The following is a 26859-nucleotide window of genomic DNA, read 5'->3' on the forward strand; positions in this document are numbered from 1 at the left end:
CCTCCCCCCGACGCCGGGGGTCGGCGTCGGCTCGACGCTACGAGCAGCGGACCCGACGGCGCGTCGTCCTCGGGGAGCATCTCGTTCGTCCGTCGTGAGGAGATCGACATGTCTCGTGGGCGGGGGACGTCGACCGCCGACTGGGGGACGTCGACTTGCGCGTTAACCTCCGTGCGACACAATGCCCCCGTGAGCAAGAAGATCGACGCAGCCCTCAAGTCCCTCGTCAAGGCCCTCGAGCACCACGGCGAGGTGATGAGCGACCGTCCCGTCAGCGCCAAGCGCGCCGGGCGGGCCACGGAGAAGGTGCGCCAGGCCGCCTCGGCCTACACACAGGTCGTCGCCGACAAGACGGGCCAGCCGAACCCCTTCGTCGACTTCCTCGACCCCGAGACCGTGCAGTCGCTGCGCGGCGAGCGGGACGCCATCGCCACCAAGAAGACGAAGAAGCACGACGACTAGCGGGCTCGCCGCGGCGGCCCGACCGCCGCGGCCCTGCCCTCGGACGTGCGCGCCGCGACCGCAGCCGCAGCACCAGCCGCCGCGTCAGTCGATCGCCGCGACGGCGACCGCCTGTGCCGTGATCGCGAGGCAGACGCCGTCGCCCACGGCGCGACGCCGGTCGGCCCGGTGGTCGAGGGTGATCAGCACGTCGCCCGCCGTCCGCACGACGGTGCGCACGGTGGCCCCGCGGAACGACACCTGCTCGACCGTGCCGGCGAGGCCCCGGTCGGCGAAGACCACGTCCTCCGGCCGGACGTAGGCCCAGACCGGGCCGTCCGCGCAGACGCCGACGGCCGGCACCTCTCCCCCGGGCAGCCGGACCCGCCCCGAGACGACCTCCGAGCGAAGCCGGTTGCTCGTCCCGACGAACTCGGCGACGAACTGCGTCGCCGGCGTCGCGTAGAGCTCCTCGGGGGCACCGATCTGCTCGATGCCGCCGGCGCGCATGACCGCCACGCGGTCGGCGACCGCCAGCGCCTCCTCCTGGTCGTGGGTGACGAACAGCGTCGTGATCGACAGCTCACGCTGGATCCGGCGGATCTCGTCGCGGAGCTGGACGCGCACCTTCGCGTCGAGGGCGCTCAGCGGCTCGTCGAGCAGCAGCACGCGCGGCCGCGTGACGAGGGCGCGGGCGAGCGCGACGCGCTGCTGCTGGCCGCCCGACAGCTGGTGCGCGTACCGGGAGCCGAGGTCGCCGAGCCCGACCAGGTCGAGCATCTCAGCAGCCCGCCGTGCCCGCTCGGCCCGGGCCACGCGTCGCATCCGAAGGCCGAACTCGACGTTCTGCTGGACCGTGAGGTGCGGGAACAGCGAGTACGTCTGGAACACCATCCCGACGTCGCGCCGGTGCGTCGGGACGCCGACGACGTCACGGCCGTCGATCGAGACGGTCCCGCTCGTCACGGCCTCGAGCCCCGCGAGGCTGCGCAGCGCCGTCGTCTTGCCGCAGCCAGACGGCCCGAGCAGGGCGACCAGCTCGCCGGCACCCAGGTCGAGGTCGAGACCGGTCAGAGCGCGGTGGCCGGCGTACTCCTTGACCACGGACCGGAAGGCGACGGTCGCGCCGGCGGCGCCGGTCGTCGTCGAGGAGGCGGCGGCGGGCCGCTCGGGCAGGGTGGCGGTCACGAGAGGGCCTTCCGGGAGGTGGAGGAGGAGACGGCGGGACGCGCCGTGCCGACGGAGCCGACCCGGCCCATCACGACGAGCAGCACGAACGCGAAGGCGAGTGCGAGCAGGGCGACGATCACGGCGGCGAACGGGTCGCTGCGGCTGATCTGGACGAGCGAGGTCTGCAGGGTGACGCGGTTCAGCAGCGACGAGATCGTGTACTCGCCGAGCACGACGGCGACGGTGATGAACCCTGCGGCGAGCAGCCCGCGACGCAGGCTCGGCACGACGACCAGCACGAGGGTCGAGAGCCAGCTCGAGCCGAGCGTCCGCGACGCCTCGGTCAGGGTCCGGAGGTCGGTCGCCGCGAGGTCCGACTGCACGGCCCGGTAGGCGTAGGGCAAGACGGTCACCCCGTAGGCGAGGGCGAGGGTCCAGGCCCCCGAGCCGAGGAGGCGCGCCACGACCGAGTAGACCGGCGCGAGCCCGACGACGAGCACGATCGCCGGGACCGTGATCGGCACCAGGCAGACGAACTCGAGCACGCGCGACAGCCGCGGGTACCGCAGGTGGACCAGCACCATCGCGGGCACGAGCATCACGAGGACGAGCACGGCGGTCACGACCGCGAGCACGAGGCTGTTCGTCACGCCCTCGACGAGGTTCCGGTAGGCGCGGCCGTTCTCCGGGTCGGCCAGGGCGAGCCAGTGGCCGAGGTCGTGGCCGGTGCCGTCGGCGCTCCGCAGCGAGAACGCGACCATGGCGGCGATCGGCACGGCGAAGACGAGGCCGATGACGACGAGGGCCGCGCGACGGGCGGCGGGCGAGGCGGCGCCGGGGCCGCTGCCGCGGGTCGTGCGGCGGCCGACCGCGCTCATCGCGTCCACCGGTCGGTGCGGCGCTGCAACAGGGAGTAGCCGACCATGAGCACGACCATCACGAGCACCATCCCGAAGGCGAGCACGCCGGCCACGTTCTCGCGACCGAGCACGGTCTCGCTGACGAGGGCGGCGCGGATCTGCAGCGGCACGATCTGCGAGCCCTGGCTGATCAGGGCCGCGGCGGTCGCGTAGGACGAGAACGCGTTGGCGAAGAGGAGGAGCAGGCTGCCGGCGAAGGCGGGCGCCAGCACCGGGACGACGACGCGCAGCAGGTGCTGGCGGGACGTCCCGCCCAGGGTGGCGACCGCCTCCTGCCACTGGGGCGCGAGGCCGGTGACCGCGGGCATGAAGGTGATGACCATCAGCGGCACCTGGAAGTACAGGTAGGGCAGCAGGAGACCGGGTACCTCGTAGATCCACGCCCCGCCCGCGAAGATGTCGACGCCCGCTCGCGTCAGGAGCAGCTGCGTGACGACGCCCTGGATGCCGATCGTCGCGGTGAACGCGAAGGCGAGCATCACGCCGCCGAACTGGGCGAGCACGCTGGCGGCGCCGTCCACGAGGCTGCGGACCAGCCCGTCGGGGCGCAGGGCGGTGAGGCCCCAGCAGACGACGGCGCCGACGACCGCTCCCCCGACGGCCGTCACGCCCGAGACGAGGAACGAGCTGGCGAAGGTGCGGAGCACGACGGGGTCGCCGAGCGCCGTCAGGTTCGACAGCGTGGGCCGGCCGTCGCCGTCGACGAGGCCTGTGCCGAGCGCGAGCAGGCACGGCAGCAGGAGGAACGCCAGGACGTACAGCACGAACGGCGTGAGCCCCCACCACGCCGCGGGACGGCGCCGGGCCCTCGTGGGCACGACGCCGTCCGGGGTGACGGAGGCCTGGGGGACGGTCTCCGCCAGGGTGGTCACGATCAGCCGATCGCCGCGGCCCACGACTGCGCGAGCAGGGCCGAGGCGGCCTCGGTCTGCTCGCTCGTCAGCTGCACGGTGTCCTCGGGCTGCTCGCCGACGGCGTCCAGGGCGTCCTGGTCGACCGTGCCGGCCTCGACCATCGCGGCCAGGCGGACGGGGTAGGCGCCGGCGGCGAGGTACAGGTTCTGCGCCGTGTCGCCCATGATGAATTCCTGCCACAGGCGCGCGGCGGCCGGGTGCGGCGCGTCGACGTTGATCGCCTGGTTGTAGTAGCTGGCGAGGGCCGTGCCGGGCAGCACGGCGGTCTTCCAGTCACGGCCGCCCGCGTCGGCCGCGGCGGCGAGGTTGTTGTAGCTCCAGTCGAAGACGACCGGCGTCTCGCCCGAGGCGATCGTCGCCGGGGTCGGGTCGGTCGGCAGGAAGTTGCCGGCGTCGGCCAGCTGACCGAAGAAGTCGATGCCCGGCTGGACGTCGTCGGCGCTGCCGCCGTCCTGCAGGGCGGCCCACTGGACGGCGGCCGCGGCGGCGCCCGCCTGGGTCGGGTCGCCGTTGATCGCGATCTTCCCCTTGTAGTCGTCGCCGAGCAGGTCGTCGAGGCTGGTGGGCTCGGGGACGGCGTCCGCGTCGTAGCCGACCGACATCAGGCCCGTGTAGTCGTAGACCCAGGTGCCGTCGGCGTCCTTGTGGTCGTCGGCGATGTCGTCCCACGTCGTCACCTTGTAGGGCGCGAACTGGTCGGTGTTCGCCAGCGCGACGGCCGAGCCGAGGTCGAAGACGTCGGGGGCGCCGTCCTGCCCCGCCAGGTTCTGCGCCGCGGTGATCTCCTCGGCGCTCGACACGTCGGGGCTGTCCGAGTTGACCGTGATGTCGTACTCGGCCTCGAAGGCGTCGATGATCTTCCCGTAGTTGGCCCAGGTGTCGGGCAGGGCGATGACGTTGAGCTCGCCCTCCGCCTCGGCGGCGGCGACGAGGGCGTCCATGCCGCCCAGGTCGGCGGCGCTGGTCGCGGTGGCGGCGTCGGTGCCGGAGGCGCCTGCCGTGTCGGACGCGTCGGCGGAGGCCGAGCAGCCGGTCAGGCCGAGGGCGAGGGCGCCGAGGGCGGCGGCGGCGGCGAGGTGTCGCTTGTCGATCACGGGTGGGTCCTCCTGGTGCTCGGCCGCCGGTCGCGTCTGGGGATCAGCTCGCGGAGGGGCGTCGGTCGGCCTGCGTGCACGGTAGGGAGGCCCGGCGTCGGTCCGGGGGGCGCCGGGTGGAGCGCGGGTGAACGGTCGATGGCGCGCGGGCCCTCGGCCGTCGGGCGTGCCCGCCCCGGGATCGCCCGCCCCGACTCAGTCCCAGCCGCCCAGGTAGGCGGCGAGCGACGGCTCGCCCTCGACGCGCTCGCACCAGGTCGCGGCGACGCGGCGGGTCTCGAAGAACTCCTCGGTGTCGTGGAGCCGGGCGCGGGCCTCGGCGCGGCTCGAGCGGATGCGCAGGACGGAGGTGCCGCCTCCTTCGTCCGGTGCGCCGTCCTGCCCGTCGCCCGTCGAGCCTTCCGTGACCTCGACGGTGCCGAGGGCCCCGACGCCCACTGAGGAGACCGCCTCGAGCAGGGGGGCAGCGTCGCGGACGCGCACCGGGGCCGGCAGGTCGACGGTCACCCGCGCCGTGCGCGTCGCCTTGGCGGCCACCTCGTCCGAGGCGCCGACGACCCGCGCGTCGGCGGCGAAGACGGACAGGTGCTCGTCGGGCACCACGACGACGGAGCCGGGCAGCGCGGCCAGGACGGTGTCGACGCAGAGCCAGGCGGTGCCCGCCGAGGGCGCCGCGGCGAGCCGCACCAGCACGTCGGGGGTCGCCCCGCGCAGCCCTCGCGGCCGCGATCCCTCGACGGGGACGAGCCCGCTGAGCACGAGCGTCTCGCCGTTCTTCTGCCGCTGGCGGTCGACCGAGTGGCGGCCGGCCCAGTCCGGGCCGTCGTGCCAGGCGACGGCAGCCGGTTCGTGGGCGAGCAGCGCGCCCCCGCGCCAGGCACGCCAGGCCCACTCCCAGTCCTCTCCGCCGTAGGTCGTGAAGTCCTCGTCGAAGCCGCCGACGGTCTCGAGGAACGAACGGGAGCACGCGAGCACGGCGCCGATGACGTGCCGGTACGAGCGGTCGTCGGAGTCGAGCAGGTCGCGGCTGGCGCGGTAGGCGTCGTCGAGCCAGCGCGGGGCGGGCAGCTCGTGCCGTGGCCCCTCCTGCTCGACAGGGGCGTCGACGGCGACGCCGCCGAAGTCGGCGTGGCGCCTCGTGCCGACGACGACGGCCTCCGGCGCGAGGGCGGGCAGCCTCGACATGGCCGTCACCCAGCCGGGCTCGGGCGCCGTGTCGGCGTCGAGGAAGCAGAGCACCTCGCCCGTCGACGAGCGCACCCCGAGGTTGCGCGCCGCGGAGAGCCGGAAGCCTTCGTCGGCCTGGACCACCAGCCGGACGCCGTCGGGCACGCGGGGCGCCTCGGGCGAGCCGTCGTCGACAACGACGACCTCGAGCAGCTCGGCCGGGTGGTCCTGACGCGCGAGGGCGGCGAGGGTCCGGTCCAGCTCGGCCTGCTGGCGGTAGTGGGCCACGACCACGGAGACGGTCGGCAGCGGGTCGGGCACGAGGCCGTCGAGCAGGTCCCAGCGGTTGCCCGGCACTCCCCTGGGCTCCCTCAGGGCACGGGCGGGCGCCTCCTCGTCTCGTCGCTCGTCGGTCACGGCGTCGCCCCCGCTCGCTCGCGGCCGCCCCACCACGCGAGGTACGCCGCCGCGACGTCGTCGATGTCGGGCGCTGTCCAGGCGTCGGGAGCCAGCCAGGTGGAGTCCGGGTCGGCGACGGCCCGCGCGACGGCCTCGGCGAGGGCGTCGGGATCGTCGTCGATCAGGCTGAGGGTGCCGGGCCGGAGCGCCGCCATCTCGCGGGAGTACCGCGTGTCGGGCACGATCGGGCGTCGCCCGGCGCCGATCCAGGTCGCGATCGAGCCCGACGCCGAGACGTGTCGGTGCACGGCGACCGGCACGGAGGCGCGGCGGCAGCGGTCGAGGAGCACCGCGTCGTCGAGGTACCCGGTCACGTCGAGGACGACCCCGTGGGAGGCGGCGTCCGACACGAGCTGGTCGGTCTCGGCCTCGTGCCCCGCGCTGGCACGGCCGAGCGCGGTGACGCGGAGCGACCCTGCCGCGTCGTCCCCGCGGGCCTGGAGCCGGGCGACGGCGTCGACGAGCTCCGCGTGGCCCTTGCCGGGGTAGACGAAGCCGATGACGGCGGCGGTGCCGTCGGCCGCGGGCCGTCCGGTCGGCGGCGGGGCGAGGTCCACGGGGAGCGGGACGATGCCGGGTCGCACCCCGTCGGTCGTGTGCTCGGCGAGCAGCAGCGCCTCGTGCTCGCTGTTGACGACCGTGCCCGCCACGGCCTCGACCACGCGCCGGTAGCAGTCGCCGCGCCGGACGAGGTTGCGCTCGCCGTCGGACGGCTGGGGCAGGTCGTGCAGCGTGACCGTCAGGGCGACCCGGCCGGCGAGGTCGACGAGGCGGTCCGCGGCGTCCTCGGGCGACGTCGCCCACAGCCGGTCGGTGAAGTGCAGGTGGGCCGAGGCGGGCGGCCTGGGCCCGGTCAGGTCGGACGGCGAGACCGCGAGGTCCCGACCCGTGCGGCGGGCGACCGCGTCGGCGACGCGCCGGGCGAGGACGGTCACGCCGTGCTGCGGGTCGTCGGTCACGACGAGGGCAGGTGCCTCCGGGTGCGGCGCGGCGCGGTCGTCGGCGCTCACGCGAGCCCCAGCAGCGCCAAGGAGTCGGCGTGGCGGGCGAGGCCGGCGTCGACGACCTGCGGCTCGCGCTCGTACCACCGGAGGTGCGCCTCCCGGACCTCCTCGCGGGGCACCCGGGTGCCCTCGACGATCCAGTGGTCGGTGGCCTCGTCGTCGAGCCCGAAGGCGTCGACGACCGCCTGCAGCCGCGGCGCGTGGACGCTGTCGAGCAGCTGCCGTCCGGGGTCGACGACGTGCTCGGACAGCCCCAGGCGATCGCGGACACGGGACGCGAGCGCCGTCCACACGGGGTTGCCCGGGTGGTTGAGGGTGCGCATCTGCGCGAACGACGGGTCGTCGAACAGGTCGGACGCGACCACCGCGTCGTGCGCCTCCTCGCGCTTCCGCAGCTCGTGCAGCGAGAGCGCGGCGACCGACCGGACCGACTCTGCGTCCAGCCGTGGGACCGGGGTCGTCGTGCCGTCACGCCGGGCGGCCGCCTCGGCCAGCACGACGAGGTCGTGGTAGTCGACCAGCGGCGGCACCAGCGACGGGTCGTGCGGCGGCCGGACGATCGCCGACGTCGGGTAGAGGCCCGCGAAGCGGACGACGGGCACGGCGACGACGCGTGCCCCGGGGCCGAGCCGGCCGGTCAGCTGCCGCGTGCCGAGCGGGAGGTCGTGGTAGTCGTCGCGCACCGGCTGGGAGACCAGCACGGAGGCGCGGGCCAGCCAGCGGTCCAGGTGCGGCAGGTCGGCGGTGACGAGCTCGTGAACAGCAGGTGTCCGGACGGTGCGGAGGCCGCCCCCGTCGAGAGCGACCCGGAGCGACTCGGCCTGGCAGTTGCCGATCACGACGGCGACGGGACCGTCGCCCTCGGGCTCGCCGAGACCGTAGAAATGCCCGTAGTGCCGGGTGCGGCCGTCGACGGCCGGGGTGTGCTGGGTCATGGTGCCTCTCCGTGGCGTCCCGCAGGTGGCAGACGCGACGACCCCATCGTGCTGGATGGCGCCCCGTGAGGGCCACTCTGCGTCACCGGGCACACAGGCCCTTCTCCGGCTATGGTGCAGGAAGGCCGCTCCCATCGGCCCCTCCCTCGACGCGAACCGGGCCCCCGGTCTCCCCAGGGTCCCCGAGTCGCCCCGGCTCACCTCCCGACGGTCTGCCCGACCGTCGCGCCCCGACTGAGCCGAGGAGGCCCGATGATCGACACCCCGCCGCCCGCCCGCGACGCCCTGCGCGTCGCGTCCGTGCCCGCCGGCCACCCCTACGTCCGCCACCTCGAGCCGGTCGACGACTCCGCCGTCGCGCGGGTCGTCGTCCGTCTCGCCGACCCGCTGCCCGACCCCTCGGAGCCCGCCCGCTGGTGGCCGCCCGTCGTGCTCGACGCCGGCTGGATCGCCGAGCACGCCGCCCAGGTCGACGTGCTGCACGTGCACTTCGGCACCGAGTCGTACGACCTCGAGCACCTCCGCCGCGTCGTCGACGCCGCCCGTGCCGCACGGCTGCCGATCGTCCACACCGTGCACGACCTCGTGAACCCGCAGCTGGTGGACCAGGCGCCGCACCGCGCCCACCTGGGCCTGCTCGTCACCGAGGCCGACGAGGTGCTCACCCTGACGGAGGGAGCCGCCGACGAGGTCGAGCGCACCTTCGGGCGCCGGCCCGTCGTCGTGCCGCACCCGCACCTCCTTCCCCTCGACTCGGCAGCCCCGACCGGCGCCGCGCACGACGAGGTCGTCGTCGGCGTCAGCCTGCGCGACCTGCGCCCCAACGTCGACGGACCGGGCTCCGTCGCGACCCTGATCGCGGCCGCCGGGCTGCTGGCCGAGGACGGTCGGCCCGTCGCCGTGCGGGTCGACGTCAACGAGCGCGTCCGCGACGCGGCGGCGCTCGCCGAGGTGCGGGCCCTCGTCGCCGACGCGCCGGGTCATCTCGACGTCTCGCTCGCGGTCCACCCGCGGCTCGACGACGACGAGCTGGCGGAGGCGCTGGCCGACCTCGACGTCGTCGTGCTGCCGTACTCGCACGGGACGCACTCCGGCTGGGTCGAGCTGAGCTGGGACCTGGGCGTGCCCGTCGCAGCACCGCGGGTGGGCCACGTCGCCGACCAGCACCCCGCCGCCGTGGACACCGCGTCCTTCGACGCCGGCGACGCCGGCCAGCTGGCGGCCGCCGTCTCCTCGCTCCTGCGGGCGCGCGGCGACGCTCCCACCCGGCCCGGCTCAGCGGCCCGACGGGCCCTCGTGGCGGAGCGCCGCGAGCAGCGACGGGCCCAGCGGGGCGAGATCGCGCAGGCGCACCTCGCGGCGTACGAGCGCGCCGTCGTCACGGCCGCGGCCCGTCACGCGTCCGGTGCCACCGAGCCCACCTCCTCCGCCCGGCCCTCGGAGCTGGTCTCGTGACGGCCGTGTCCGGGACGGGCGCCGCCTCCTCGTCGACCGGGCTCGTCGAGCCAGCGCGCACGGCCGCGCGCCCGCGCCGCATCGTCGTCGTGGCTCCTCTGCGCTACCCGATCGCCGAGCCCCACGCGGGCGGCCTGGAGTCGAGCGTGTGGCACCAGGTGCGCGTCCTCCGTTCCCGTGGCCACCAGGTGCTGCTCTGCGCGGTCGAGGGCAGCGACCACCTGCTCGGCGGGCCCCCCGAGTTCGCCCTTCCCGCCGTGCACTGGGACGACCCGGCCGACGCCACCGACTCGACCTACCCCGCCGGCTACCTGGACGTGGCCGTGCCGGCGCTCCACCGCGCCCTGGACTGGATCCGCGACCACGCCGACCAGATCGACGTCGTCGAGAACCACTCACTCAGCGGCCACGTGCTCTCGCGGGCCGGCGAGCTCGGCGTGCCCGTCGTCTCGACCCTGCACACCCCGACGCTGCCCGACCTGCTCGAGCACCACCGGGCCGGCGTCGAGCCGCGCAGCGCGTTCCTCGCCGTGAGCGAGCACACGGCGGCCGTCTGGCGAGCCGAGGGCGTCGAGGCGCGCGTGCTGCCCAACGCGGTGGACACGGACCTCTGGCCCCTCGGCCCCGGCGGCGACGACCTGGTCTGGACCGGGCGGATCGTGCCCGAGAAGGGGCCGCACCTCGCGATCGAGGCCGCGCGCCTCGCCGGCCGACGCATCGTGCTGGCCGGGCGGGTCGGGGACGTCGACTACCACGAGTCGATGGTCGTGCCCCTGCTGGGGGCGGACGCCGAGCACGTGGGGCCGCTGCGGCAGCCCGAGCTCGCCGACCTCGTCGGCCGGTCGGCCTGCGCCCTCGTCACGCCCTGCTGGGAGGAGCCGTTCGGGCTCGTCATCGCGGAGGCGTTGTCGACCGGCACGCCCGTCGCCTCCTTCGCGACCGGCGGCGTCCCCGAGGTCGTCGGCTCGAGCATCGGGGCAGGTCTCGTCCCGCGGGACGACGTGGCCGGGCTCGCGCACCTCGTGGCCGGGCTCGCCGCGGAGGCCTCGACGACGCCGGGCTTCCGCCGCAGGGTGCGGGCCGACGCGGTGGCACGCTTCTCGTTGCACCGCCGTGCCGAGGTGGTCGAGGAGGTGCACGAGGCTCTGGTCGCGGGCCACCTCACCGGTGCCGGGAGGGCCAGGGCCCTGCTCGCCCCCGAGGCCGTCGCGTGACCGCGCGTCCCCTCGTCGGCTGGTATGTGCACCACCACGGTGCCGGCCACCTGACGCGGCTGCTGGCGGTGCGGCCGCACCTCGAGGCCGACGTGGTCGTCTTCAGCTCCCTCGCTGCACCGGCCGTCCTGCCCGAGGCCACGACCTGGCTGCAGCTCCCGCGGGACGACCACGACGTGGTCGCGCCCGACGGCACGACCCGGGCCCCCGGCGACCCCGAGTCGGGCACCGACCCGACGGTGCGCGGCATGCTGCACTGGGCGCCGCTGCACCACGACGGCCACGCCGGGCGCCTCGCCGCCGTCGCGGCCTGGATCGCGCACGCCCGGCCCCGGGCGTTCGTCGTCGACGTCTCCGTCGAGGTCACGCTGCTCGTCCGCCTGCTCGGGGTGCCGCCCGTCGTCGTCGCCCAGCCCGGCGACCGCTCGGACGCTCCGCACGCCCTCGGCTGGGACGCGGCTGACCGTGTCCTCGCGCCCTGGGCGGAGGGGCTGCACGTCTCGTCCGCTCTCGACCGCGTCCGGGACAGGGTCCGGTTCGTGGGCGGGATCTCCCGGCACGACGGCCGGGTCGACGGCCCCGGCTCACCGGCCCCCGGCACCGTCCTGGTGCTGGCCGGCGGGGGCGCGGAGGGTCGCGAGGGGCTCGCGCAGCGCGTCGCCGAGGCCTCGAGGGCCACGCCTGCCTGGCGCTGGTCCCTGCTCGGCGCCTCGGCCGACAGCTGGGTCGACGACCCGTGGCCTCTCCTCCGCCGAGCCGAGGTCGTCGTCTCGGCCGCCGGCCAGAACAGCGTCGCCGATCTCGCGGCCGCCGGCGCCCGCGCCGTCGTCGTCCCCCAGGACCGCCCGTTCGACGAGCAGCGGACGACGGGGCGCCTCCTCGCCGAGCGCGGGCTCGCCGTCGTGCCCGATCACGGCCGTGCCGACCACGGCTGGCCCGCGCCGGACGCGTGGCCCGAGCTGCTCGACCGGGCGTGCGCGCTCGCTCCCGACTGGTCGCTCTGGCAGGTGGACGGCGCCGCTGCCCGAGCGGCCGCGGTGATCTCCGAGGTCGCCCGGTGACGGGGCGGCAGCCCGCGCCGACCGGCTCGACGGTCGCGGTCACGCTCTGCTCGGCCGCCCGTCTCGACCACCTCCTGCCGCAGCGCGAGGCCCTGGCGCGCCTCCGGCCGTCGGTGCCCCACGTCGTCGTCTGGCTCGACGAGACGCCGGCGCCCGCGCTCCCCGAGCTGGCCGAGGCCCACGTGCTGCACGTGCCGCCGGGACCCGACGGCCTGCGCCTCGCGGCCGGCAGGAACGCAGGTGCCGAGCAGGCGATCGCCCTCGGTGCCTCGCTCGTGGTGTTCCTCGACGCGGACTGCGTTCCCGGCCCCGACTTGGTCGTGCGGTACGAGGCCGCCGCGTCGGCGCACCCCGACGCGCTGCTCTGCGGCCCGGTCACGTACCTGCCCGAGGGCCACGTCGGCCTCGACGACCACTCGCTCGACGCCGCGACGCGGCCGCACGCGGCGCGCCCCTCGCCCGAGGCCGGCGAGACCGTCGTCGCGGGGCACGACCAGTACGCGCTGTTCTGGTCGCTCTCGTTCGCCCTCGCCGCCGACACCTGGGCGCGGACGGGCGGCTTCGAGCCCGGCTACGAGGGCTACGGCGGCGAGGACACCGACTTCGCCTTCACCGCCCGGTCGCTCGGCCTCCCGCTCGTCTGGGTCGGCGGCGCGCACGCGTACCACCAGTGGCACCCCACGACGGCGCCGCCCTGGCAGCACCTCGACGACATCCTCCGCAACGGCCGGCGGTTCGCCGAGCGGTGGGGCGAGTGGCCGATGGGCGGCTGGCTCGAGGCGTTCCGCGAAGGAGGCGCGGTGCGCGTCGCCGAGGACGGCGGCTGGGAGCGCGTCACGGCCTGAGCGGTCTGCGCACCTCGCCTCTCCGCTCGGCGCGGGAGACGGCCCTCGGTCATCCCGACCGGAGCCGGGCGTGCTCGGCGGTGCGCTCGCTGAGGAACGAACAGAGCCGTGCGACGGCGCTCACCTCGGCCGCCAGGGCCGTGACCTGCGCTGACGTCGCCTCGGCGGCGTGCTCGCGGGCCTCGAACGTGACCGTCCACTCGGGCGACCCACCGATCTTGCGGCGCAGGTACACCTCGGTCCCGGACGTCTCGAGACGCAGGACGACGAGCCCGGTGTCGACCGTCGTCTCGTCCCACGACGTGTCCACGGCCTGCGGTGCGGCGGCGTCGACTTGCTCGGACGAGTGGAACTCGTCGATCCAGCCCGTGAGCTCGTCCATCGCCAGTCGCGGCACCGCGGTCTCCTCCTGGGTCGGCGTCGGCTCGTCCTGCCGGCGAGCCCTGTCCGTCCATCTTGCCCTGGTCCCGAGGCGAGGTCCCCGAGGAGGCCGTCCCGGCGTGCGCCCGAGAGGCCGCTCAGTTCCGAGTCGTCAGAAGACGGCGACCGTCATCCCGGCGGTGGTCGCCGGACGCTCCATGGCGGCCAGGGCGCCGGGGAGGTCATCGAAGCCGATCGTCAGGCCGATCGACTCCGCGGGCCGCAGCCGGCCCGTGACGACGTCGGCGATCATCGCGGCGTACTCCCCGACCGAGATGCCGTGGCTGCCCAGCAGCTCGAGCTCGTCGGCGATGACCCTGCCCATCGGGATGACGGGGGCGGCCTCGTCGTGGAGGAGGAGCCCGACCTGGACGTGCCGCCCCCTGGGCCGGAGCGAGCGGACCGAGGCGGCGGACGTGGCGCGGCTGCCGTAGGCGTCGAGGGCGACGTGCGCACCGCCTCCGGTGAGGCTACGGACAGCGTCGACGGCCTGCTCGTCCATCGGGACGACGTCGGCACCGAGGGCGGCCGCCCGCTCGAGGGCCGCGGGCGAGACGTCGACGGCGACGACGCGGGCACCGGCGGCGACGGCCACCGCGATCGCCGAGAGGCCGACCCCACCGCAGCCGAAGACGGCGACCTGCTCGCCCGATCGGACCCGGGCCCGGTCGTGGAGCGCGTGGTAGGCGGTCCCGAAACGGCAGCCGAGCGCGGCGGCCGCCGCGAACCCGACGGCGTCCGGCAGGGCGATCACGTTGACGTCGGCGTGCGGCACGACCACGGACTCGGCCCAGGAGCCAGCAAGGGTGAAGCCGGGCTGCTCTTGACGCGTGCACACCTGCGTGGCGCCCGCGCGGCACTCGTCGCACGTGCCGCACGCGAAGACGAAGGGAGCGGTCACGCGGTCCCCGACCGAGACCCGGGCGACGTCCGGGCCCACGGCCGCGACCACGCCGGCGAACTCGTGCCCGGGGACGTGCGGCAGCCGGACCGAGTCGTCGTGTCCCTTCCAGGCGTGCCAGTCGCTGCGGCAGACGCCGGTCGCGGCGACCCTGACGACGACACCGTCAGCCGGGGGCACGGGATCTGGGAGCTCGACGATGGACGGGACGGACCCGAAGTGGTCGTACTGGACGGCGCGCATCCCCCGATCCTGGCACCGTCGGGTGACGGCGCCCGGGCATGACGAGAGCCCCGGCTGGCGGGCCGGGGCTCGTGGTCGTTCAGACTCGTGGTGGGCGATACCGGACTCGAACCGATGACCTCTTCCGTGTGAAGGAAGCGCGCTACCAACTGCGCCAATCGCCCCTGATCGGGACTCGTCGATACTAGTGGATCTTGTGACCCGGGCGCCATTCGAGGAGGCCGGCTGCGCCTCCGGCGAGGCGTCGAGGAGGCGACCAAGACACGAACATCTCTCGATTTGTTTTCTGTCCAGGGTCTGGGTAGTGTTCTTCTTGTTCGCAGGAATGCAGAACGAAGTGCGGATGTGGCGCAGTGGTAGCGCATCACCTTGCCAAGGTGAGGGTCGCGAGTTCGAATCTCGTCATCCGCTCGAGTGTAAAGCTCACCAGAGGGAGTCCACCGATGGTGGCTCCCTCTGGGAGTATCTCATCTGGTGGAGTGGCCGAGAGGCGAGGCACCGGCCTGCAAAGCCGTTCACGCGGGTTCAAATCCCGTCTCCACCTCCATGGATCATCCTCTGGGTCTATGATCGATTCGTCTCCCGAGACGATGACAACTGAACAAGCATGAGCGATTGGCGCAGCGGTAGCGCGCTTCCCTGACACGGAAGAGGTCGCTGGTTCGATCCCAGTATCGCTCACACAGAGAAGGCCCCCGAGAGATCGGGGGCCTTCGTCGTTCCCGGACTCGGGCTCGTGTCGTTCGCCGACCCGGCCCACGCTGTCCGAGACTCCCCCGCGTGCCCGGCCCACGCCTCCTCGGTTGCTGGACCCCTGAGATCCGCGCACACCATGCTCCGCGGCGCTCCGTGGTCCGCGCGGGTTCGGCGGGTGCAGCCCCCCGCGCGTGCGCGCGGCCCGTCGGGGACACCACGAGCGGCGCGCAGCAGGCCCGGCGACAGCACGAGCGGCCGCAGAGGCCGCAGGACCAGCGCGACGCCCTCAGAGCGCACAGGACGGCCCCGGTCGCGAGGACCGGGGCCGCCGGGGAGGTGCGGTGAGGCCGAGCGCTAGGCGCGCGCGTTCTCGAGCACGTAGCCCTCCTCGCCGTGCAGGGCGAGGTCGATGCCGGCCACCTCGTCCTCGTTCTTGACGCGGAAGCCGATGGTCTTCTCGATCACGAAGCCGATGACGAAGGCGAGCACGAACGAGTAGAGCATGACGGCCACGGCCGAGAGCGCCTGGATGCCGAGCTGCGTGAAGGTGCCGGAGAAGATCAGGCCGGTCTCGTTCGCGAAGATGCCCAGGTAGAGCGTCCCGAGCAGACCGCCGACGAGGTGGATGCCCACGACGTCGAGCGAGTCGTCGAAGCCGAGCTTGAACTTGAGGTCGATGGCGAGGGCGCAGACGGCGCCGGCGACGACGCCGAGCACGACCGCCCAGCCGGGCGTCAGCGCGGCGCAGGCCGGGGTGATGGCGACGAGTCCGGCGACGGCGCCCGAAGCGGCGCCGACCGACGTGGCCTTGCCGTCCTTGAGCTTCTCGACGACGAGCCAGCCGAGGACGGCAGCGGCGGGGGCGGCGATGGTGTTGAGGAACGCGAGGGCGGCGACGCCGTCGGCAGCGAGCTCCGAGCCGGCGTTGAAGCCGAACCAGCCGAACCAGAGGAGCCCGGCGCCCAGCAGCACGAAGGGCGGGTTGTGCGGCTTGTCGGCGCCCTTGGCGAAGCCGACGCGCTTGCCGAGCACCAGCGCCAGGGCGAGCGCCGCAGCACCGGCGTTGATGTGGACGGCCGTGCCGCCGGCGAAGTCGATGACGCCCATGGCGGCGATCCAGCCGCCGACCACGTTGCCGTCGTCGTCCGTGGTGAAGTTGAAGACCCAGCTCGCGACGGGGAAGTAGACGACCGTGGCCCAGACGCCGGCGAAGATCATCCACGCGCCGAACTTGGCGCGGTCCGCGATGGCGCCGGAGATGAGGGCGACGGTGATGATCGCGAAGGTCGCCTGGAAGGCGGCGAAAGCGATCGTCGGGTAGTCGCCGGCCGGGGCGAGGCTGTCCTGGAAGGCGCTGTCGAGGCCGAGCGACGCGGTGTCGATGCCGAACCAGCCCTGGATGCCGACGAAGGCGTCGGAGCCGCCGGGGATCGAGGTCGGGTTGCCGAACGCGATCGCGTAGCCGTAGAGCACCCAGAGGACGCCGATCAGGCCCATCGCACCGAAGCTGAGCATCATCATGCTGATGACGCTCTTGGCCTTGACGAGGCCGCCGTAGAAGAACGCCAGTCCGGGCGTCATGAGCAGCACGAGTGCTGCGCAGATCAGCATGAACGCGGTGTTGCCTTGATCCATGGGTGGTACCTCTCGAGTTCGGGAGCCAGGGGCGCACCGGTCCCGACCCGTCCGCGAGGGTGAGCGGGCTGTGAGCACGGGGCTCGGGCGGTGCGGTCCCCAGTGTCGCGGCGCCTCGTTTCGGACCGTGTGCACCCGTGTTTCGGCGATGTAACAGGATCCGGCCCCGTGTGAACAACGCGTTTCCCGAGGCTCCCCGGCAGCCGGGACGACGCCCCGGAACTGCTCGGAGAGGTCTAGGAGGAGGTCAGCGCGACGAGCCGCGACGTCGCGCGCAGGTACTTCTTGCGGTAGCCGCCGGCGAGCATCTCGTCGCTGAACACCTCGTCGAGGGGGGTCCCGGTCGCGAGCACGCGCACCTGCGCGTCGTAGAGGCGGTCGACGAAGGCGACGAAGCGCAGGGCGTCGGTCTGGCTCGTGAGCGGCGTCACGTCGCGCAGCCCGACGGCGTCGAGGCCGCCGATGAGCTTGACGTAGCGGCTGGGGTGCACCGTCGACAGGTGCTGCACGGCAGCCCCGAAGTCGTCGAGGGAGGCGGTGCCCGCGACCGCGGCGACGGCCGCGTCCAGGTCGTCCACGACGTGCGCCCGTGCCTCGACCTCGCGGCGCCGGTAGTCGTTCCCGTCGATGCGGAGGGTGCGGAACCGGTCGGAGAGCCCCTGGATCTCGCGGAGGAAGTCCGCCGCGGCGAAGCGCCCCTCGCCGAGTGCGCCGGGCGGCGTGTTCGAGGTCGCCGCGATGCGGGTGCCCGCGTCCGCGAGGTCGCCGAGCAGGCGGGTCATCATCATCGTGTCGCCCGGGTCGTCCAGCTCGAACTCGTCGATGCAGACGAGCGCCGCGCCCTCGAGCTGCTTCGCCGCCCCTGCGTAGCCGACCGCGCCGACGAGGGCCGTGTACTCGATGAAGGTGCCGAAGTAGCGCCGGCCTGCCGCGCGGTTGTACGCCGCGGCCAGCAGGTGCGTCTTGCCGACGCCGAAGCCGCCGTCGAGGTAGAGGCCGGGAGGCGCCTCCTGCGTCTCCGGACGACGTCGGAACAGCCCGCGCCGGGCCGGGCGCTCGGCGGCGGCCCAGAAGGAGGCGACGGCCTCGACCGCCTCGGCCTGGGAGGGGAACGCGTCGTCGGGCCGGTAGTTCTCGAGCGAGGCCTCGGCGAACTGCCGCGGCGGCACGAGCTCGGCCACGATCTCGGCGCCCGTGATGGTCGGTGCCCGGTCGACGAGCGACACGACGCTGCGGAGGGGATCGGTGGGCATCGGTGCGACCTCGCAGGCGTCGGGACGGGCGCCCGCGGGAATGTCCGGGACGCGATCTGTGTCAGAGTCAGAGGGACCCGGCCGGGGCACACCGAGGGTGCGTAGCCTCGACGGGGCCGCGCGGCGATCCTATCCGCCGCCCCCACGACACCGCCCAGCCCCTCGGGGCCGACCCAGGAGGTACAGCAATGGTCGTCGAGCACGACACGTCCGCACGGTTCAGCGAGTACGCCCACCCCGAGCGCCTCGTCAGCACCGACTGGCTGCAGCAGAACCTGGGCACGCCCGGCCTCGTGGTCGTCGAGTCCGACGAGGACGTGTTGCTCTGGGACACCGGCCACATCGCGGGCGCCGTCAAGATCGACTGGCACCTCGACCTCAACGACCCCGTGCAGCGCGACTACGTCGACGGCGAGGCGTTCGCCGCACTGATGTCGCGCAGCGGCATCTCCCGCGACAGCACCGTCGTGATCTACGGCGACAAGAACAACTGGTGGGCCGCCTACGCCCTGTGGGTCTTCTCCCTCTTCGGCCACGACGACGTACGCCTGCTCGACGGCGGACGAGCCGCGTGGGAGGCGGAGGGCCGTGGGTACACGACCGACGCACCCGAGCCGGTCGCCACCGACTACCCCGTCGTCGAGCGGGACGACAGCCGCATCCGCGCCTACAAGGACGACGTGCTCGCGCACCTCGGCTCGCCGCTGATCGACGTCCGCTCCCCCGAGGAGTACTCGGGTGAGCGCACCACCGCGCCGGCCTACCCCGAGGAGGGCGCGCTGCGCGCCGGCCACATCCCGTCGGCCCAGAACGTGCCGTGGGGCAAGGCGGCGGCCGAGGACGGCCGCTTCCGCAGCCTTGGCGAGCTCGACGCGATCTACCGCGACGGCGCCGGCCTCTCCGACGGCGACGACGTCGTGGCGTACTGCCGCATCGGCGAGCGGTCGAGCCACACGTGGTTCGTGCTGCACCACCTGATGGGGTTCGAGAACGTCCGCAACTACGACGGCTCGTGGACCGAGTGGGGCAGCGCCGTGCGCGTGCCGATCGTGCAGGGCGTCGAGCCCGGCACGGTCCCGGGGCGCTGAGCGCGGTGTCGGCCTCCGAGCCCGGGGCGCTCCCCCGCGTCCTGGCGGAGACCCGCGAGGACTTCCTCGCCCTCGACGTGAAGGACCGGCTGCAGCTGCTGCTCGAGTTCTCGGACGAGCTGCCGTCGCTGCCCCCCGAGTACGAGGGCCACCCCGACCTGCTCGAGCGCGTGGAGGAGTGCCAGTCGCCCGTGTTCATCTTCGTCGAGGTGTCCGACGACGTCGTGACGATGCACGCGACGGCTCCTCGCGAGGCGCCGACGACACGCGGCTTCGCGTCGATCCTCGCCCAGGGGCTGAGCGGCCTGTCGGTGCGCGAGGTGCTCGAGGACGTCCCCGACGACTACCCGCAGACGATCGGCCTCGGCGTGGCGGTCAGCCCGCTCCGAGTGCGGGGCATGACGGCGCTGCTCGCCCGCGCCAAGCGCCAGGTCCGAGAGAAGTCGGCGGCGTGACCCTGCGGGTGCTGCACCCGGCTCCTGCGCGGGGTGCGGGCACCGGCACGCTCGTCGAGGCGGACCGTGTCGTCGGGGCGGACCCTGTCGTCGAGGCAGGCACGGTCGTCGAGGCAGGAACCGACGAGGGGCGGGCGCGTCTGCGCGAGCTCTACGCGCCTCCTGCGGCCGACTGGCTGCGCCTCAACCTGATCGCAGCCGTCAGCGGCGACGCGGCGGGCGAGGACGGCACGTCCGACACGCTGAGCAACGCGGACGACCGCGCCGTGCTGGCCGCGATCCGCGACCTCGCCGACGGGGTGCTCGTGGGCGCCGCGAGCGTCCGCGCCGAGGGCTACCGGGTGCCCCGGTCCGCCCAGCTCGTCGTGCTCACGGCCAGCGGCGACCTCAGCGGACACCGGATGGACCCCGACCGCGCCGACCGTGTCGTCGTCGTCTGCCCCGCCGCGGCGGTCGATCGCGTCACGGAGACCCTCGGCGTCGACGTCGCAGCCCGGGCGACCGTCCTCGTCGTCGACGACGACCACGGCGTGGTCGCTCCCGCAACCCTGGTCGACCGCCTCCGCGGCCACGGCCTGCGCTCGCTCGTCTGCGAGGGCGGCCCCTCGCTGGCCGGGCAGCTGCTGCACGACGGCCTCGTGGACGAGCTCTGCCTCTCCACCTCGCCCGTCGTCATCGGGAGCGGGCTGCCCGTCTTCGGCCGGGAGCGCTTCGACCCGTCGCGGCTCTCGCTCAGCCAGCTGATGATGGACGACCAGAGCGCCCTGTACGCACGCTGGCTCGTGGCAGACGGCCCAGCCACTCGGCGATGACCGCCTCGAAGCGCTCGGGGTCGTAGTTCCAGATCTTCGTGTGCCGGGCGACCTCGAACACCTCGAGCTGCACGATGTCGGGCCGGGCGGCGGCGAGGGCGTGCGAGGCCGTCGACGGCACGAAGCCGTCGTCGTCGCTGTGCAGCACCAGCACGGGGACGCGCAGCTCGCCGGCCCGCTCCACCAGGTCGAGACGATCGAGGTCCAGGGGCTCGGCCCGGCCGCTCAGCCGTGACGCCCGAGGGGACTGCAGGAGGCGCATCGCCAGCTCCTGCACGACCCGCGGCACGCGCATGGCCGTCCCCTGGTAGCGGAGGGTGGTGCGCCAGTCGACCACGGGCGACTCGAGCACGACGCCGACCACGCGGTCGCGGTGCTCGGCCCGGGTCACCGCCTGCAGCACGGTGGCGCCGCCCATCGACCAGCCCATCAGCACGATCGACGTCGCGCCGTGGTCGACGGCCCAGCTCATCGCGGCCTCGACGTCGGTCCACTCCGCGTCGCCGAGCGCGTACCGGCCGTCGGCCGACCGGGGTGCCTCGGTGTCGTTGCGGTACGACACGAGCAAGGAGGTCAGCCCCTCCCGGTGGAAGACCGGCGCTGCGCGCACGGTCTCGGCCCGCGTCACGCCGCGCCCGTGCACGCCGATCATCCAGGGCCCCTCCGTGCCGTCCGGACCGGGCACGAGCCAGGCCGGCGCCGGCCCGACCGGGGTCCCGACCTCGACGTCCTCGACCGTCAGCCCGGCGTCGCGCGGCGACCGCCACAGCCAGCCGCCGATCCGTCCGGCCCGCGCCGTGGCCAGGTCGCCTTCGTCGACGGCCTCGACACGGCGCACGACGCGGCCCCGCTCCTCCCGCACGACCTCGCCGAGGCGGGCGTGCCCCCTCCCGTGGTCGAACCAGAAGCTGTAGCGGCCGGGCAGGCGCGTGTCGGCGTTCGCCGCGAGGGTCACCGTCGCTGCCGCCGGGTCGTGCCCGAGCACCCGGACGTCGTCAGGGCGGCGCCGCGCCGGCGTGACGACCTTCCGCGCCATCGTGACGGCGCCCACCGCCAGGGCGAGCGACGCCGCGACCACGGTGCCGCCGAGGGAGACGGACACGACGAGGCCGGCGACGGCCGCCGGCGTGCGGCGAGGGCGTGTGCGTGGGCGACGGGACATCGAGACCTCCGGGCGGGCGGGGCGGAGCTACGGGGCACGTGCGCGGGGGCACCTGCGGCGTGCCGCTCGGCTGTGAGCCGAGTGGGAGCCTAGTCTGCTGAGGTGTCCGACACCTCCTCGCCGCCGGTCCCGGCCGCGTTCGCCGCCGCGTCGGCCGCCGTCCGCGAGGCCCTCTCGCGCGACGACCTCGCCGTGTCCGAGATCCCTGCTCCCGGCGGCCTCGCCCCGCACGCCCTCGCCCTCGCCGGCGACGTGGTGGGCGCGTCCGGGCGGGCCGACGCCGAGCTCGGCACCGGGCGCTTCGTCCTGCTGTACGACGAGAGCGCGCCCGAGGCGTGGGGCGGCGTCTTCCGCGTCGTCTGCTTCGCGCAGGCCCCGCTCGAGACCGACCTCGCCCTCGACCCCTTCGTCGCGGACGTCGCGTGGTCCTGGCTGGTCGACTCGCTCGACGCAGGAGGCGCCTCCCGGCACTCCGCCTCGGGCACCGCCACGAAGGTGCTCTCGTCCGGCTACGGCGAGCTCGCCGCCCAGGGCGACGGGGCGCAGCTCGAGCTGCGCGCCTCGTGGACCCCCACCAGCACCGACCTCGCCCCCCACGTCGCGGCGTGGAGCGAGCTGATCTGCACCCTCGCGGGCCTGCCGCCGACCGTCGAGGGCGTCACGCTCCTCGCGTCGCGTCGCGTCGGCCGCGACTGACCCCCGGAACGACGGAGACATGAGCGCCCCCACACCCGAGTCATCCCCGGTCGACGAGTCGTCGCCCTCCTCCCCCGCCGTCACGGTCGTCCCGGAGACGATCGTCCCGCGCGCCGCGACCGCCGACTCCGTGCACGGCGAGGTGCACGTCATCGCGGACCGCGAGGCCTACCTCGAGGCCGTGGAGGCGATCGCCGCGGGGCACGGACCGGTCTCGATCGACGCCGAGCGCGCCTCCGGCTACCGGTACTCGCAGCGCGCCTACCTCATCCAGGTGTTCCGCCGGGGCAGCGGCGTGTTCCTCTTCGACCCCCCGGCCATCGGCTCGTTCGACGAGCTGCAGGCCGTCATCGGCCACGAGGAGTGGGTGCTGCACGCCGCGAGCCAGGACCTCGCGTGCCTGCGCGAGGTCGGGCTCGACCCCGACCTCGTCTTCGACACCGAGCTCGGCGCCCGTCTGGCGGGCCTGCCCAAGGTCGGCCTCGGCGCCGTGGTCGAGCAGCTGCTCGGGGTGCACCTCGCCAAGGAGCACTCGGCCGCCGACTGGTCGACGCGGCCCCTGCCGCAGAGCTGGCTCGTCTACGCCGCCCTCGACGTCGAGCTCCTCGTCGACCTCCGCGACGCCATGGCCGAGCTGCTCGAGCGCGACGGAAAGCTCGACATCGCGCGCCAGGAGTTCGCGGCGACGGTGGCTCGTGAGGCGAAGCCGGCCAAGGCCGAGCCCTGGCGGCGCCTGACCGGCCTGCACACCGTCCGCGGCGCCCGCTCGCTGGCCGTCGCCCGCGAGCTCTGGCAGGCCCGGGACGACTACGCCCGCCAGGTCGACACGGCCGCCGGCCGGCTCGTGCCCGACCAGTCGCTCGTCGCCGCGACGAAGGCGCAGCCCGCCGACAAACGCGCCCTCGCCGGCGTCAAGGAGTTCGTCGGTCGCGCCAGCCGCAGCGAGCTCGACCGCTGGTGGGCCGCGATCGAGCGCGGCATGGCGACCCGTGACCTGCCCTCCTCCCGCGGGCCGGCGGGCGACACCCTGCCGCCTCCCCGCAGCTGGGCCGACAAGAACCCGATGGCCGACGCGCGCCTCCGGCACGCACGCCCCGCGGTGGCCGAGATCGCCGAGGGACTCGACCTGCCCGTCGAGAACCTGCTCACGCCCGAGCTGCTGCGGCGCCTCTGCTGGGAGCCGCCGATCCCGTTCGACACCGAGACGCTGGCGGCGGCCCTCGTCGAGCTCGGCGCCCGCCCGTGGCAGGTCGACGCAGTCGCCGAGCGGCTGGCCGAGGCCTTTGTCGACGCCCACCAAGAACCCGAGAGCGACCCCGCCGACGCTTCGTAGCAATCCGCCAAGGATTCTCCCGGCAGCAGGCCCCTCCCTAGGATCGGAGCAGTTCCGAGCACTGGAGGCACTGTGGCCGACACGACAGACGTGGTCTTCGTCGACGGGGTACGCACCCCGTTCGGCAGGGCCGGAGAAAAAGGCATGTACTGGGGAACGAGGGCCGACGACCTCGTCGTGAAGGCCATGAAGGGGCTGCTCGAGCGCAACCCGTCGCTCCCCCGCGACCGCGTCGACGACGTCGCGATCGCGGCCACGACGCAGCAGGGCGACCAGGGCCTGACCCTGGGTCGCACCACGGCCCTCCTGGCGGGGCTGCCCCGGTCGGTGCCAGGCTTCGCGATCGACCGGATGTGCGCCGGCGCCATGACGAGCGTCACGACCCTCGCCGGCGGCATCGCGTTCGGCGCCTACGACGTCGTCCTCGCGGGCGGCGTCGAGCACATGGGTCGGCACCCGATGGGCTTCGCGGCCGATCCCAACCCCCGGTTCCTCACCGAGAAGCTGGTCAGCGGCGACGCCCTGAACATGGGCTCGACCGCCGAGCGGATCCACGACCGGTTCCCGCAGCTCACCAAGGAGCGCTCCGACCGTTTCGCCCTGCGGTCGCAGCAGAAGCTCGCCGCCGCCTACGACGCGGGCCACATCCAGCCGGACCTGGTGCCGGTCGCGGTGCAGACGCCCGAGGGCTGGGGCCTGGCCACGCGCGACGAGGCGCCACGGCCCGAGACCACGATGGAGGGGCTGGCCGGGCTCCGCACGCCGTTCCGCCCCCACGGGCGGGTCACCGCCGGCAACTCGTCGGGGCTGAACGACGGTGCGACCGTCAGCCTGCTCGCCTCCCGCGGAGCCGCCGACGAACTCGGCCTCGGCGTCAAGATGCGCCTCGTCAGCTTCGCCTACGCCGGGGTCGAGCCCGAGATCATGGGCATCGGCCCGGTGCCCTCGACCGAGAAGGCCCTCCGCAAGGCAGGGCTGACGATCGACGACATCGGCCTGTTCGAGCTGAACGAGGCCTTCGCCGTCCAGGTCCTCTCGCTGCTCGACCACTTCGGCGTCGACGACGACGACCCGCGCGTCAACCCCTGGGGCGGCGCCATCGCCGTGGGCCACCCGCTCGCGTCGTCGGGCGTCCGCCTGATGATCCAGCTGGCCCGCCAGTTCGAGCAGCACCCGGAGGTCCGCTACGGGCTCACGGCCATGTGCGTCGGCCTCGGCCAGGGCGGCAGCGTCATCTGGGAGAACCCCCACCACTCACGGAAGGCGGCTCGATCGTGAGCAGCGCAGTCGACCAGCTCACCGCCCTCAGCGCCGACGAGGTGGTGACGCACTCGTTCGTCCGCGACGTGCCGCTGCCCTCGGGCGGCGTCCTCGCCCTCGTCACGCTCGACAACGGCCGCGACCACAAGCGGCCGAGCACGCTGGGGCCCGCGACCCTCGTCGAGCTGTCCGCGACCCTCGACGGCCTCCGGGCCCGCGCCTCCCACGGTGAGGTCCAGGCCATCGCGGTCACCGGCAAGCCGTACTTCCTGGCGGCCGGTGCGGACCTCAGCAAGGTCAGCCAGATCCCGAGCCGCGACGTCGCCCGCGAGCTGGCCCGTCTGGGCCACTCGACCCTCGGCAAGCTGCACGATGCCGGTGTCCCCACGTTCGTCTTCGTGAACGGCCTGGCCCTGGGAGGCGGGCTCGAGATAGCCCTGCACGCCGACTACCGCACGGTCGACTCGTCCGCGGCGGCCATCGCCCTGCCCGAGGTGTTCCTCGGCATCGTCCCCGCGTGGGGCGGCGCCTGGCTGCTGCCGAACCTGATCGGGATCGAGAACGCGCTGAAGGTCGTGCTCGAGAACCCGCTCAAGAACAACCGCACGCTCAAGGCCGCGCAGGCCCTCGAGCTCGGCATCGTCGACGTCGAGTTCGGCCCGGCCGCGTTCCTCGAGGACTCGATCCGCTGGGCCGACGGGGTCGTGGCGGGCCGCACGAAGGTCGCCCGGCCGAACGTGCCCGGGAAGATCGAGCGGGCCGTGAAGTGGGGCGCCGCGATCTCGATCGCCCGCAAGTCGCTCGAGTCGAAGATCGGCCGGGTGGCGCGGTCTCCCTGGGTCGCCCTCGACCTGCTCGAGGCGGCACGGAACACCGACCGGGCGACGGGCTTCGCCGCGGAGGACGAAGCCCTCGCCGAGCTCGTGTCGGGCGACCAGTTCCACGCCAGCATGTACGCCTTCGACCTGGTGCAGAAGCGGGCGAAGAAGCCTGCGGGGGCTCCGTCGCCCGACGTCGCGCGGAAGGTCGGCAAGGTCGGCGTCGTGGGGGCCGGCCTGATGGCCAGCCAGTTCGCGCTGCTCTTCGTCCGGAGGCTGCAGGTCCCGGTGGTCATCACCGACATCGACCAGGCCCGCGTGGACGCCGGAGTGGAGCGCATCCGCGGCGAGATCCTGCAGCTGGCCGAGAAGGGGCGCATCTCGGGCGACGAGTCGAACCGGCTCACCGCGCTCGTGACCGGCACGACCGACCTCGCCGACTTCGCCGACGCGGACTGGGTCATCGAGGCCGTCTTCGAAGAACTCGGCGTCAAGCAGGAGGTCTTCGCGAACGTCGAGGCCGTCGTCTCGGAGACGACGGTGCTGGCGACGAACACGTCGTCGCTCAGCGTCGAGCAGATCGGGGCGCGCCTCGCGCACCCCGAGCGCCTCGTGGGCTTCCACTTCTTCAACCCGGTCGCGGTGATGCCGCTGATCGAGGTCGTGAAGGCACCGGCGACCGACGAGGCGACCCTCAGCACGGCCATGGTGACGGCAGCCGCACTGCGCAAGAACGCCGTGATCACCGCCGACACGCCCGGCTTCGTGGTCAACCGCGTCCTGGCCAAGCTGCTCGGCGAGGCCATGCACGCCGTCGAGACGGGCACCCCCTTCGAGACGGTCGAGCGGGCCATCGCACCGTTCGGCCTCCCGATGACGCCCTTCGAGCTGCTCGAGCTCGTCGGCCTCACCGTCGGGGCGCACGTGCTCGACACGCACAACGCGGCGTTCCCCGACCGATTCTTCGCCAGTGACGGCCTGCACCGGCTCGCCGAGCACGGGCGGGTCTTCGAGCGCGACGCCAAGGGCCGTCGCAAGGGGTTCGACAAGAAGGCCGTCGCGCTCGTCGCCGGCGAGGGCACTCCCCTCACGGACGACGAGCTGCGGCGCCGCATCGAGGACGGCCTCGCCGACGAGGTGGGCCGGATGCTCGACGACGGGGTCGTCTCGGCGGCCGAGGACGTCGACCTGTGCATGGTCCTCGGCGCCGGCTGGCCGTTCCAGATGGGCGGCGTGACGCCCTACCTCGACCGTGTCGGAGCCTCCGAGCGGGTGCGGGGACGCACGTTCCACGACCCCCTCGTGGTCGGCCCGGAGCACGCGGTGCGCGTCCCGGCCTGAGACGGGCGTCCCGGCGTCTGCCGAGGAGGCGCCCGTCACGTCACGAGGGAGGGCCCCGACGACCTGG

General features: G+C 74.1%; 24 protein-coding genes and 4 tRNA genes. 15 read left to right on the plus strand and 13 right to left on the minus strand.

Going from position 1 to position 26859, the window contains the following annotated elements:
• Nucleotides 1–189: 189 nt before the first annotated feature.
• Nucleotides 190–462 carry a hypothetical protein gene (locus tag EDF20_RS02110; protein ID WP_123545960.1) on the plus strand — a complete coding sequence of 91 codons (273 nt, stop codon included), beginning with the start codon at nt 190–192 and terminating at the stop codon, nt 460–462.
• A gap of 84 nt (nt 463–546) precedes the next feature.
• Here EDF20_RS02110 and EDF20_RS02115 read toward each other — a convergent pair whose 3' ends face one another.
• The 7 genes from EDF20_RS02115 to EDF20_RS02145 form a co-directional block, all read right to left on the minus strand.
• On the minus strand, nt 547–1629 hold the full coding sequence (locus EDF20_RS02115; protein WP_133737565.1) for an ABC transporter ATP-binding protein: 1083 nt from the start codon (nt 1627–1629) through the stop codon (nt 547–549).
• Nucleotides 1626–2489 (minus strand): ABC transporter permease subunit, encoded by an 864-nt coding sequence (locus EDF20_RS02120; RefSeq protein ID WP_133737566.1) that lies wholly within the window; start codon nt 2487–2489, stop codon nt 1626–1628. The genes EDF20_RS02115 and EDF20_RS02120 overlap by 4 nt, the downstream gene beginning before the upstream one ends.
• On the minus strand, nt 2486–3394 hold the full coding sequence (locus EDF20_RS02125; RefSeq protein ID WP_243833400.1) for an ABC transporter permease: 909 nt from the start codon (nt 3392–3394) through the stop codon (nt 2486–2488). The genes EDF20_RS02120 and EDF20_RS02125 overlap by 4 nt, the downstream gene beginning before the upstream one ends.
• A gap of 11 nt (nt 3395–3405) precedes the next feature.
• Entirely contained in the window at nt 3406–4539 is a 1134-nt protein-coding gene (locus tag EDF20_RS02130; RefSeq protein WP_133737568.1) for an ABC transporter substrate-binding protein, read from the minus strand.
• A gap of 195 nt (nt 4540–4734) precedes the next feature.
• Complete coding sequence (locus EDF20_RS02135) at nt 4735–6123, minus strand: glycosyltransferase (protein ID WP_243833337.1); 1389 nt, start codon at nt 6121–6123, stop codon at nt 4735–4737.
• Complete coding sequence (locus tag EDF20_RS02140; protein WP_133737569.1) at nt 6120–7175, minus strand: hypothetical protein; 1056 nt, start codon at nt 7173–7175, stop codon at nt 6120–6122. The genes EDF20_RS02135 and EDF20_RS02140 overlap by 4 nt, the downstream gene beginning before the upstream one ends.
• Entirely contained in the window at nt 7172–8104 is a 933-nt protein-coding gene (locus EDF20_RS02145) for a WcbI family polysaccharide biosynthesis putative acetyltransferase (protein ID WP_133737570.1), read from the minus strand. Before EDF20_RS02145 ends, EDF20_RS02140 begins: the two co-directional genes overlap by 4 nt.
• A gap of 252 nt (nt 8105–8356) precedes the next feature.
• Between EDF20_RS02145 and EDF20_RS02150 the strand changes: the two genes are divergently transcribed.
• Genes EDF20_RS02150 through EDF20_RS02165 form a run of 4 tightly spaced genes read left to right on the plus strand, consistent with a single transcriptional unit; the run spans nt 8357 to nt 12679 of the window.
• Nucleotides 8357–9559 carry a glycosyltransferase gene (locus EDF20_RS02150; RefSeq protein ID WP_158614599.1) on the plus strand — a complete coding sequence of 401 codons (1203 nt, stop codon included), beginning with the start codon at nt 8357–8359 and terminating at the stop codon, nt 9557–9559.
• Nucleotides 9556–10773, plus strand: coding sequence for a glycosyltransferase (locus EDF20_RS02155; protein WP_123545972.1), 1218 nt, complete (start codon nt 9556–9558; stop codon nt 10771–10773). The genes EDF20_RS02150 and EDF20_RS02155 overlap by 4 nt, the downstream gene beginning before the upstream one ends.
• Entirely contained in the window at nt 10770–11834 is a 1065-nt protein-coding gene (locus EDF20_RS02160) for a glycosyltransferase (protein WP_133737571.1), read from the plus strand. Before EDF20_RS02155 ends, EDF20_RS02160 begins: the two co-directional genes overlap by 4 nt.
• A complete protein-coding gene (locus tag EDF20_RS02165) occupies nt 11831–12679 on the plus strand; it encodes a galactosyltransferase-related protein (RefSeq protein ID WP_123545977.1) in 849 nt (282 codons plus the stop codon). The genes EDF20_RS02160 and EDF20_RS02165 overlap by 4 nt, the downstream gene beginning before the upstream one ends.
• Before the next feature lie 49 nt (nt 12680–12728).
• On the opposite strand, the gene EDF20_RS02170 is transcribed toward EDF20_RS02165, so the two are convergent.
• The 3 genes from EDF20_RS02170 to EDF20_RS02180 form a co-directional block, all read right to left on the minus strand.
• A complete protein-coding gene (locus EDF20_RS02170; RefSeq protein WP_133737572.1) occupies nt 12729–13076 on the minus strand; it encodes a hypothetical protein in 348 nt (115 codons plus the stop codon).
• A gap of 135 nt (nt 13077–13211) precedes the next feature.
• Entirely contained in the window at nt 13212–14243 is a 1032-nt protein-coding gene (locus EDF20_RS02175) for an alcohol dehydrogenase catalytic domain-containing protein (protein ID WP_133737573.1), read from the minus strand.
• Nucleotides 14244–14331: 88 nt separating this feature from the next.
• Nucleotides 14332–14407 (minus strand) — tRNA-Val (locus EDF20_RS02180).
• A 175-nt stretch (nt 14408–14582) separates the two neighbouring features.
• Here EDF20_RS02180 and EDF20_RS02185 point away from each other — a divergent pair.
• The 3 genes from EDF20_RS02185 to EDF20_RS02195 all read left to right on the plus strand — a co-directional run bounded on the left by EDF20_RS02185 (nt 14583) and on the right by EDF20_RS02195 (nt 14924).
• A tRNA-Gly gene (locus tag EDF20_RS02185) sits at nt 14583–14654 on the plus strand.
• A gap of 62 nt (nt 14655–14716) precedes the next feature.
• Nucleotides 14717–14790, plus strand: a tRNA-Cys gene (locus EDF20_RS02190).
• A gap of 62 nt (nt 14791–14852) precedes the next feature.
• Nucleotides 14853–14924 (plus strand) — tRNA-Val (locus EDF20_RS02195).
• Between the two features lie 369 nt (nt 14925–15293).
• Here EDF20_RS02195 and EDF20_RS02200 read toward each other — a convergent pair.
• Together EDF20_RS02200 and zapE are read right to left on the minus strand one after the other, a co-directional pair.
• Nucleotides 15294–16574, minus strand: coding sequence for an ammonium transporter (locus EDF20_RS02200; RefSeq protein ID WP_123545983.1), 1281 nt, complete (start codon nt 16572–16574; stop codon nt 15294–15296).
• A 236-nt stretch (nt 16575–16810) separates the two neighbouring features.
• The gene (gene zapE, locus EDF20_RS02205; protein WP_133737574.1) at nt 16811–17827 is read right to left on the minus strand and encodes a cell division protein ZapE; all 1017 of its coding nucleotides are present in this window, start codon (nt 17825–17827) and stop codon (nt 16811–16813) included.
• 188 nt (nt 17828–18015) lie between these two features.
• Here zapE and EDF20_RS02210 point away from each other — a divergent pair, with 188 nt between their 5' ends.
• Genes EDF20_RS02210 through EDF20_RS02220 form a run of 3 tightly spaced genes read left to right on the plus strand, consistent with a single transcriptional unit; the run spans nt 18016 to nt 20182 of the window.
• Entirely contained in the window at nt 18016–18915 is a 900-nt protein-coding gene (locus EDF20_RS02210) for a sulfurtransferase (RefSeq protein WP_123545987.1), read from the plus strand.
• Between the two features lie 5 nt (nt 18916–18920).
• Entirely contained in the window at nt 18921–19370 is a 450-nt protein-coding gene (locus EDF20_RS02215) for a SufE family protein (protein WP_133737575.1), read from the plus strand.
• On the plus strand, nt 19367–20182 hold the full coding sequence (locus tag EDF20_RS02220; protein ID WP_133737576.1) for a dihydrofolate reductase family protein: 816 nt from the start codon (nt 19367–19369) through the stop codon (nt 20180–20182). The genes EDF20_RS02215 and EDF20_RS02220 overlap by 4 nt, the downstream gene beginning before the upstream one ends.
• Here EDF20_RS02220 and EDF20_RS02225 read toward each other — a convergent pair.
• On the minus strand, nt 20103–21344 hold the full coding sequence (locus EDF20_RS02225) for an alpha/beta hydrolase (RefSeq protein ID WP_133737577.1): 1242 nt from the start codon (nt 21342–21344) through the stop codon (nt 20103–20105). The genes EDF20_RS02220 and EDF20_RS02225 overlap by 80 nt on opposite strands.
• Nucleotides 21345–21446: 102 nt before the next feature.
• Here EDF20_RS02225 and EDF20_RS02230 point away from each other — a divergent pair, with 102 nt between their 5' ends.
• The 4 genes from EDF20_RS02230 to EDF20_RS02245 all read left to right on the plus strand — a co-directional run bounded on the left by EDF20_RS02230 (nt 21447) and on the right by EDF20_RS02245 (nt 26792).
• Entirely contained in the window at nt 21447–22040 is a 594-nt protein-coding gene (locus EDF20_RS02230) for a DUF3000 domain-containing protein (protein ID WP_123545995.1), read from the plus strand.
• A 19-nt stretch (nt 22041–22059) separates the two neighbouring features.
• Entirely contained in the window at nt 22060–23373 is a 1314-nt protein-coding gene (locus EDF20_RS02235) for an HRDC domain-containing protein (protein ID WP_123545997.1), read from the plus strand.
• A gap of 72 nt (nt 23374–23445) precedes the next feature.
• Nucleotides 23446–24651 (plus strand): thiolase family protein, encoded by a 1206-nt coding sequence (locus EDF20_RS02240; protein WP_123545999.1) that lies wholly within the window; start codon nt 23446–23448, stop codon nt 24649–24651.
• Entirely contained in the window at nt 24648–26792 is a 2145-nt protein-coding gene (locus EDF20_RS02245) for a 3-hydroxyacyl-CoA dehydrogenase NAD-binding domain-containing protein (RefSeq protein WP_243833338.1), read from the plus strand. Before EDF20_RS02240 ends, EDF20_RS02245 begins: the two co-directional genes overlap by 4 nt.
• The last annotated feature ends 67 nt before the right edge of the window (nt 26793–26859 follow it).

The organism is Frigoribacterium sp. PhB116 (assembly GCF_004364285.1).
Classification (GTDB): Bacteria; Actinomycetota; Actinomycetes; order Actinomycetales; family Microbacteriaceae; genus Frigoribacterium.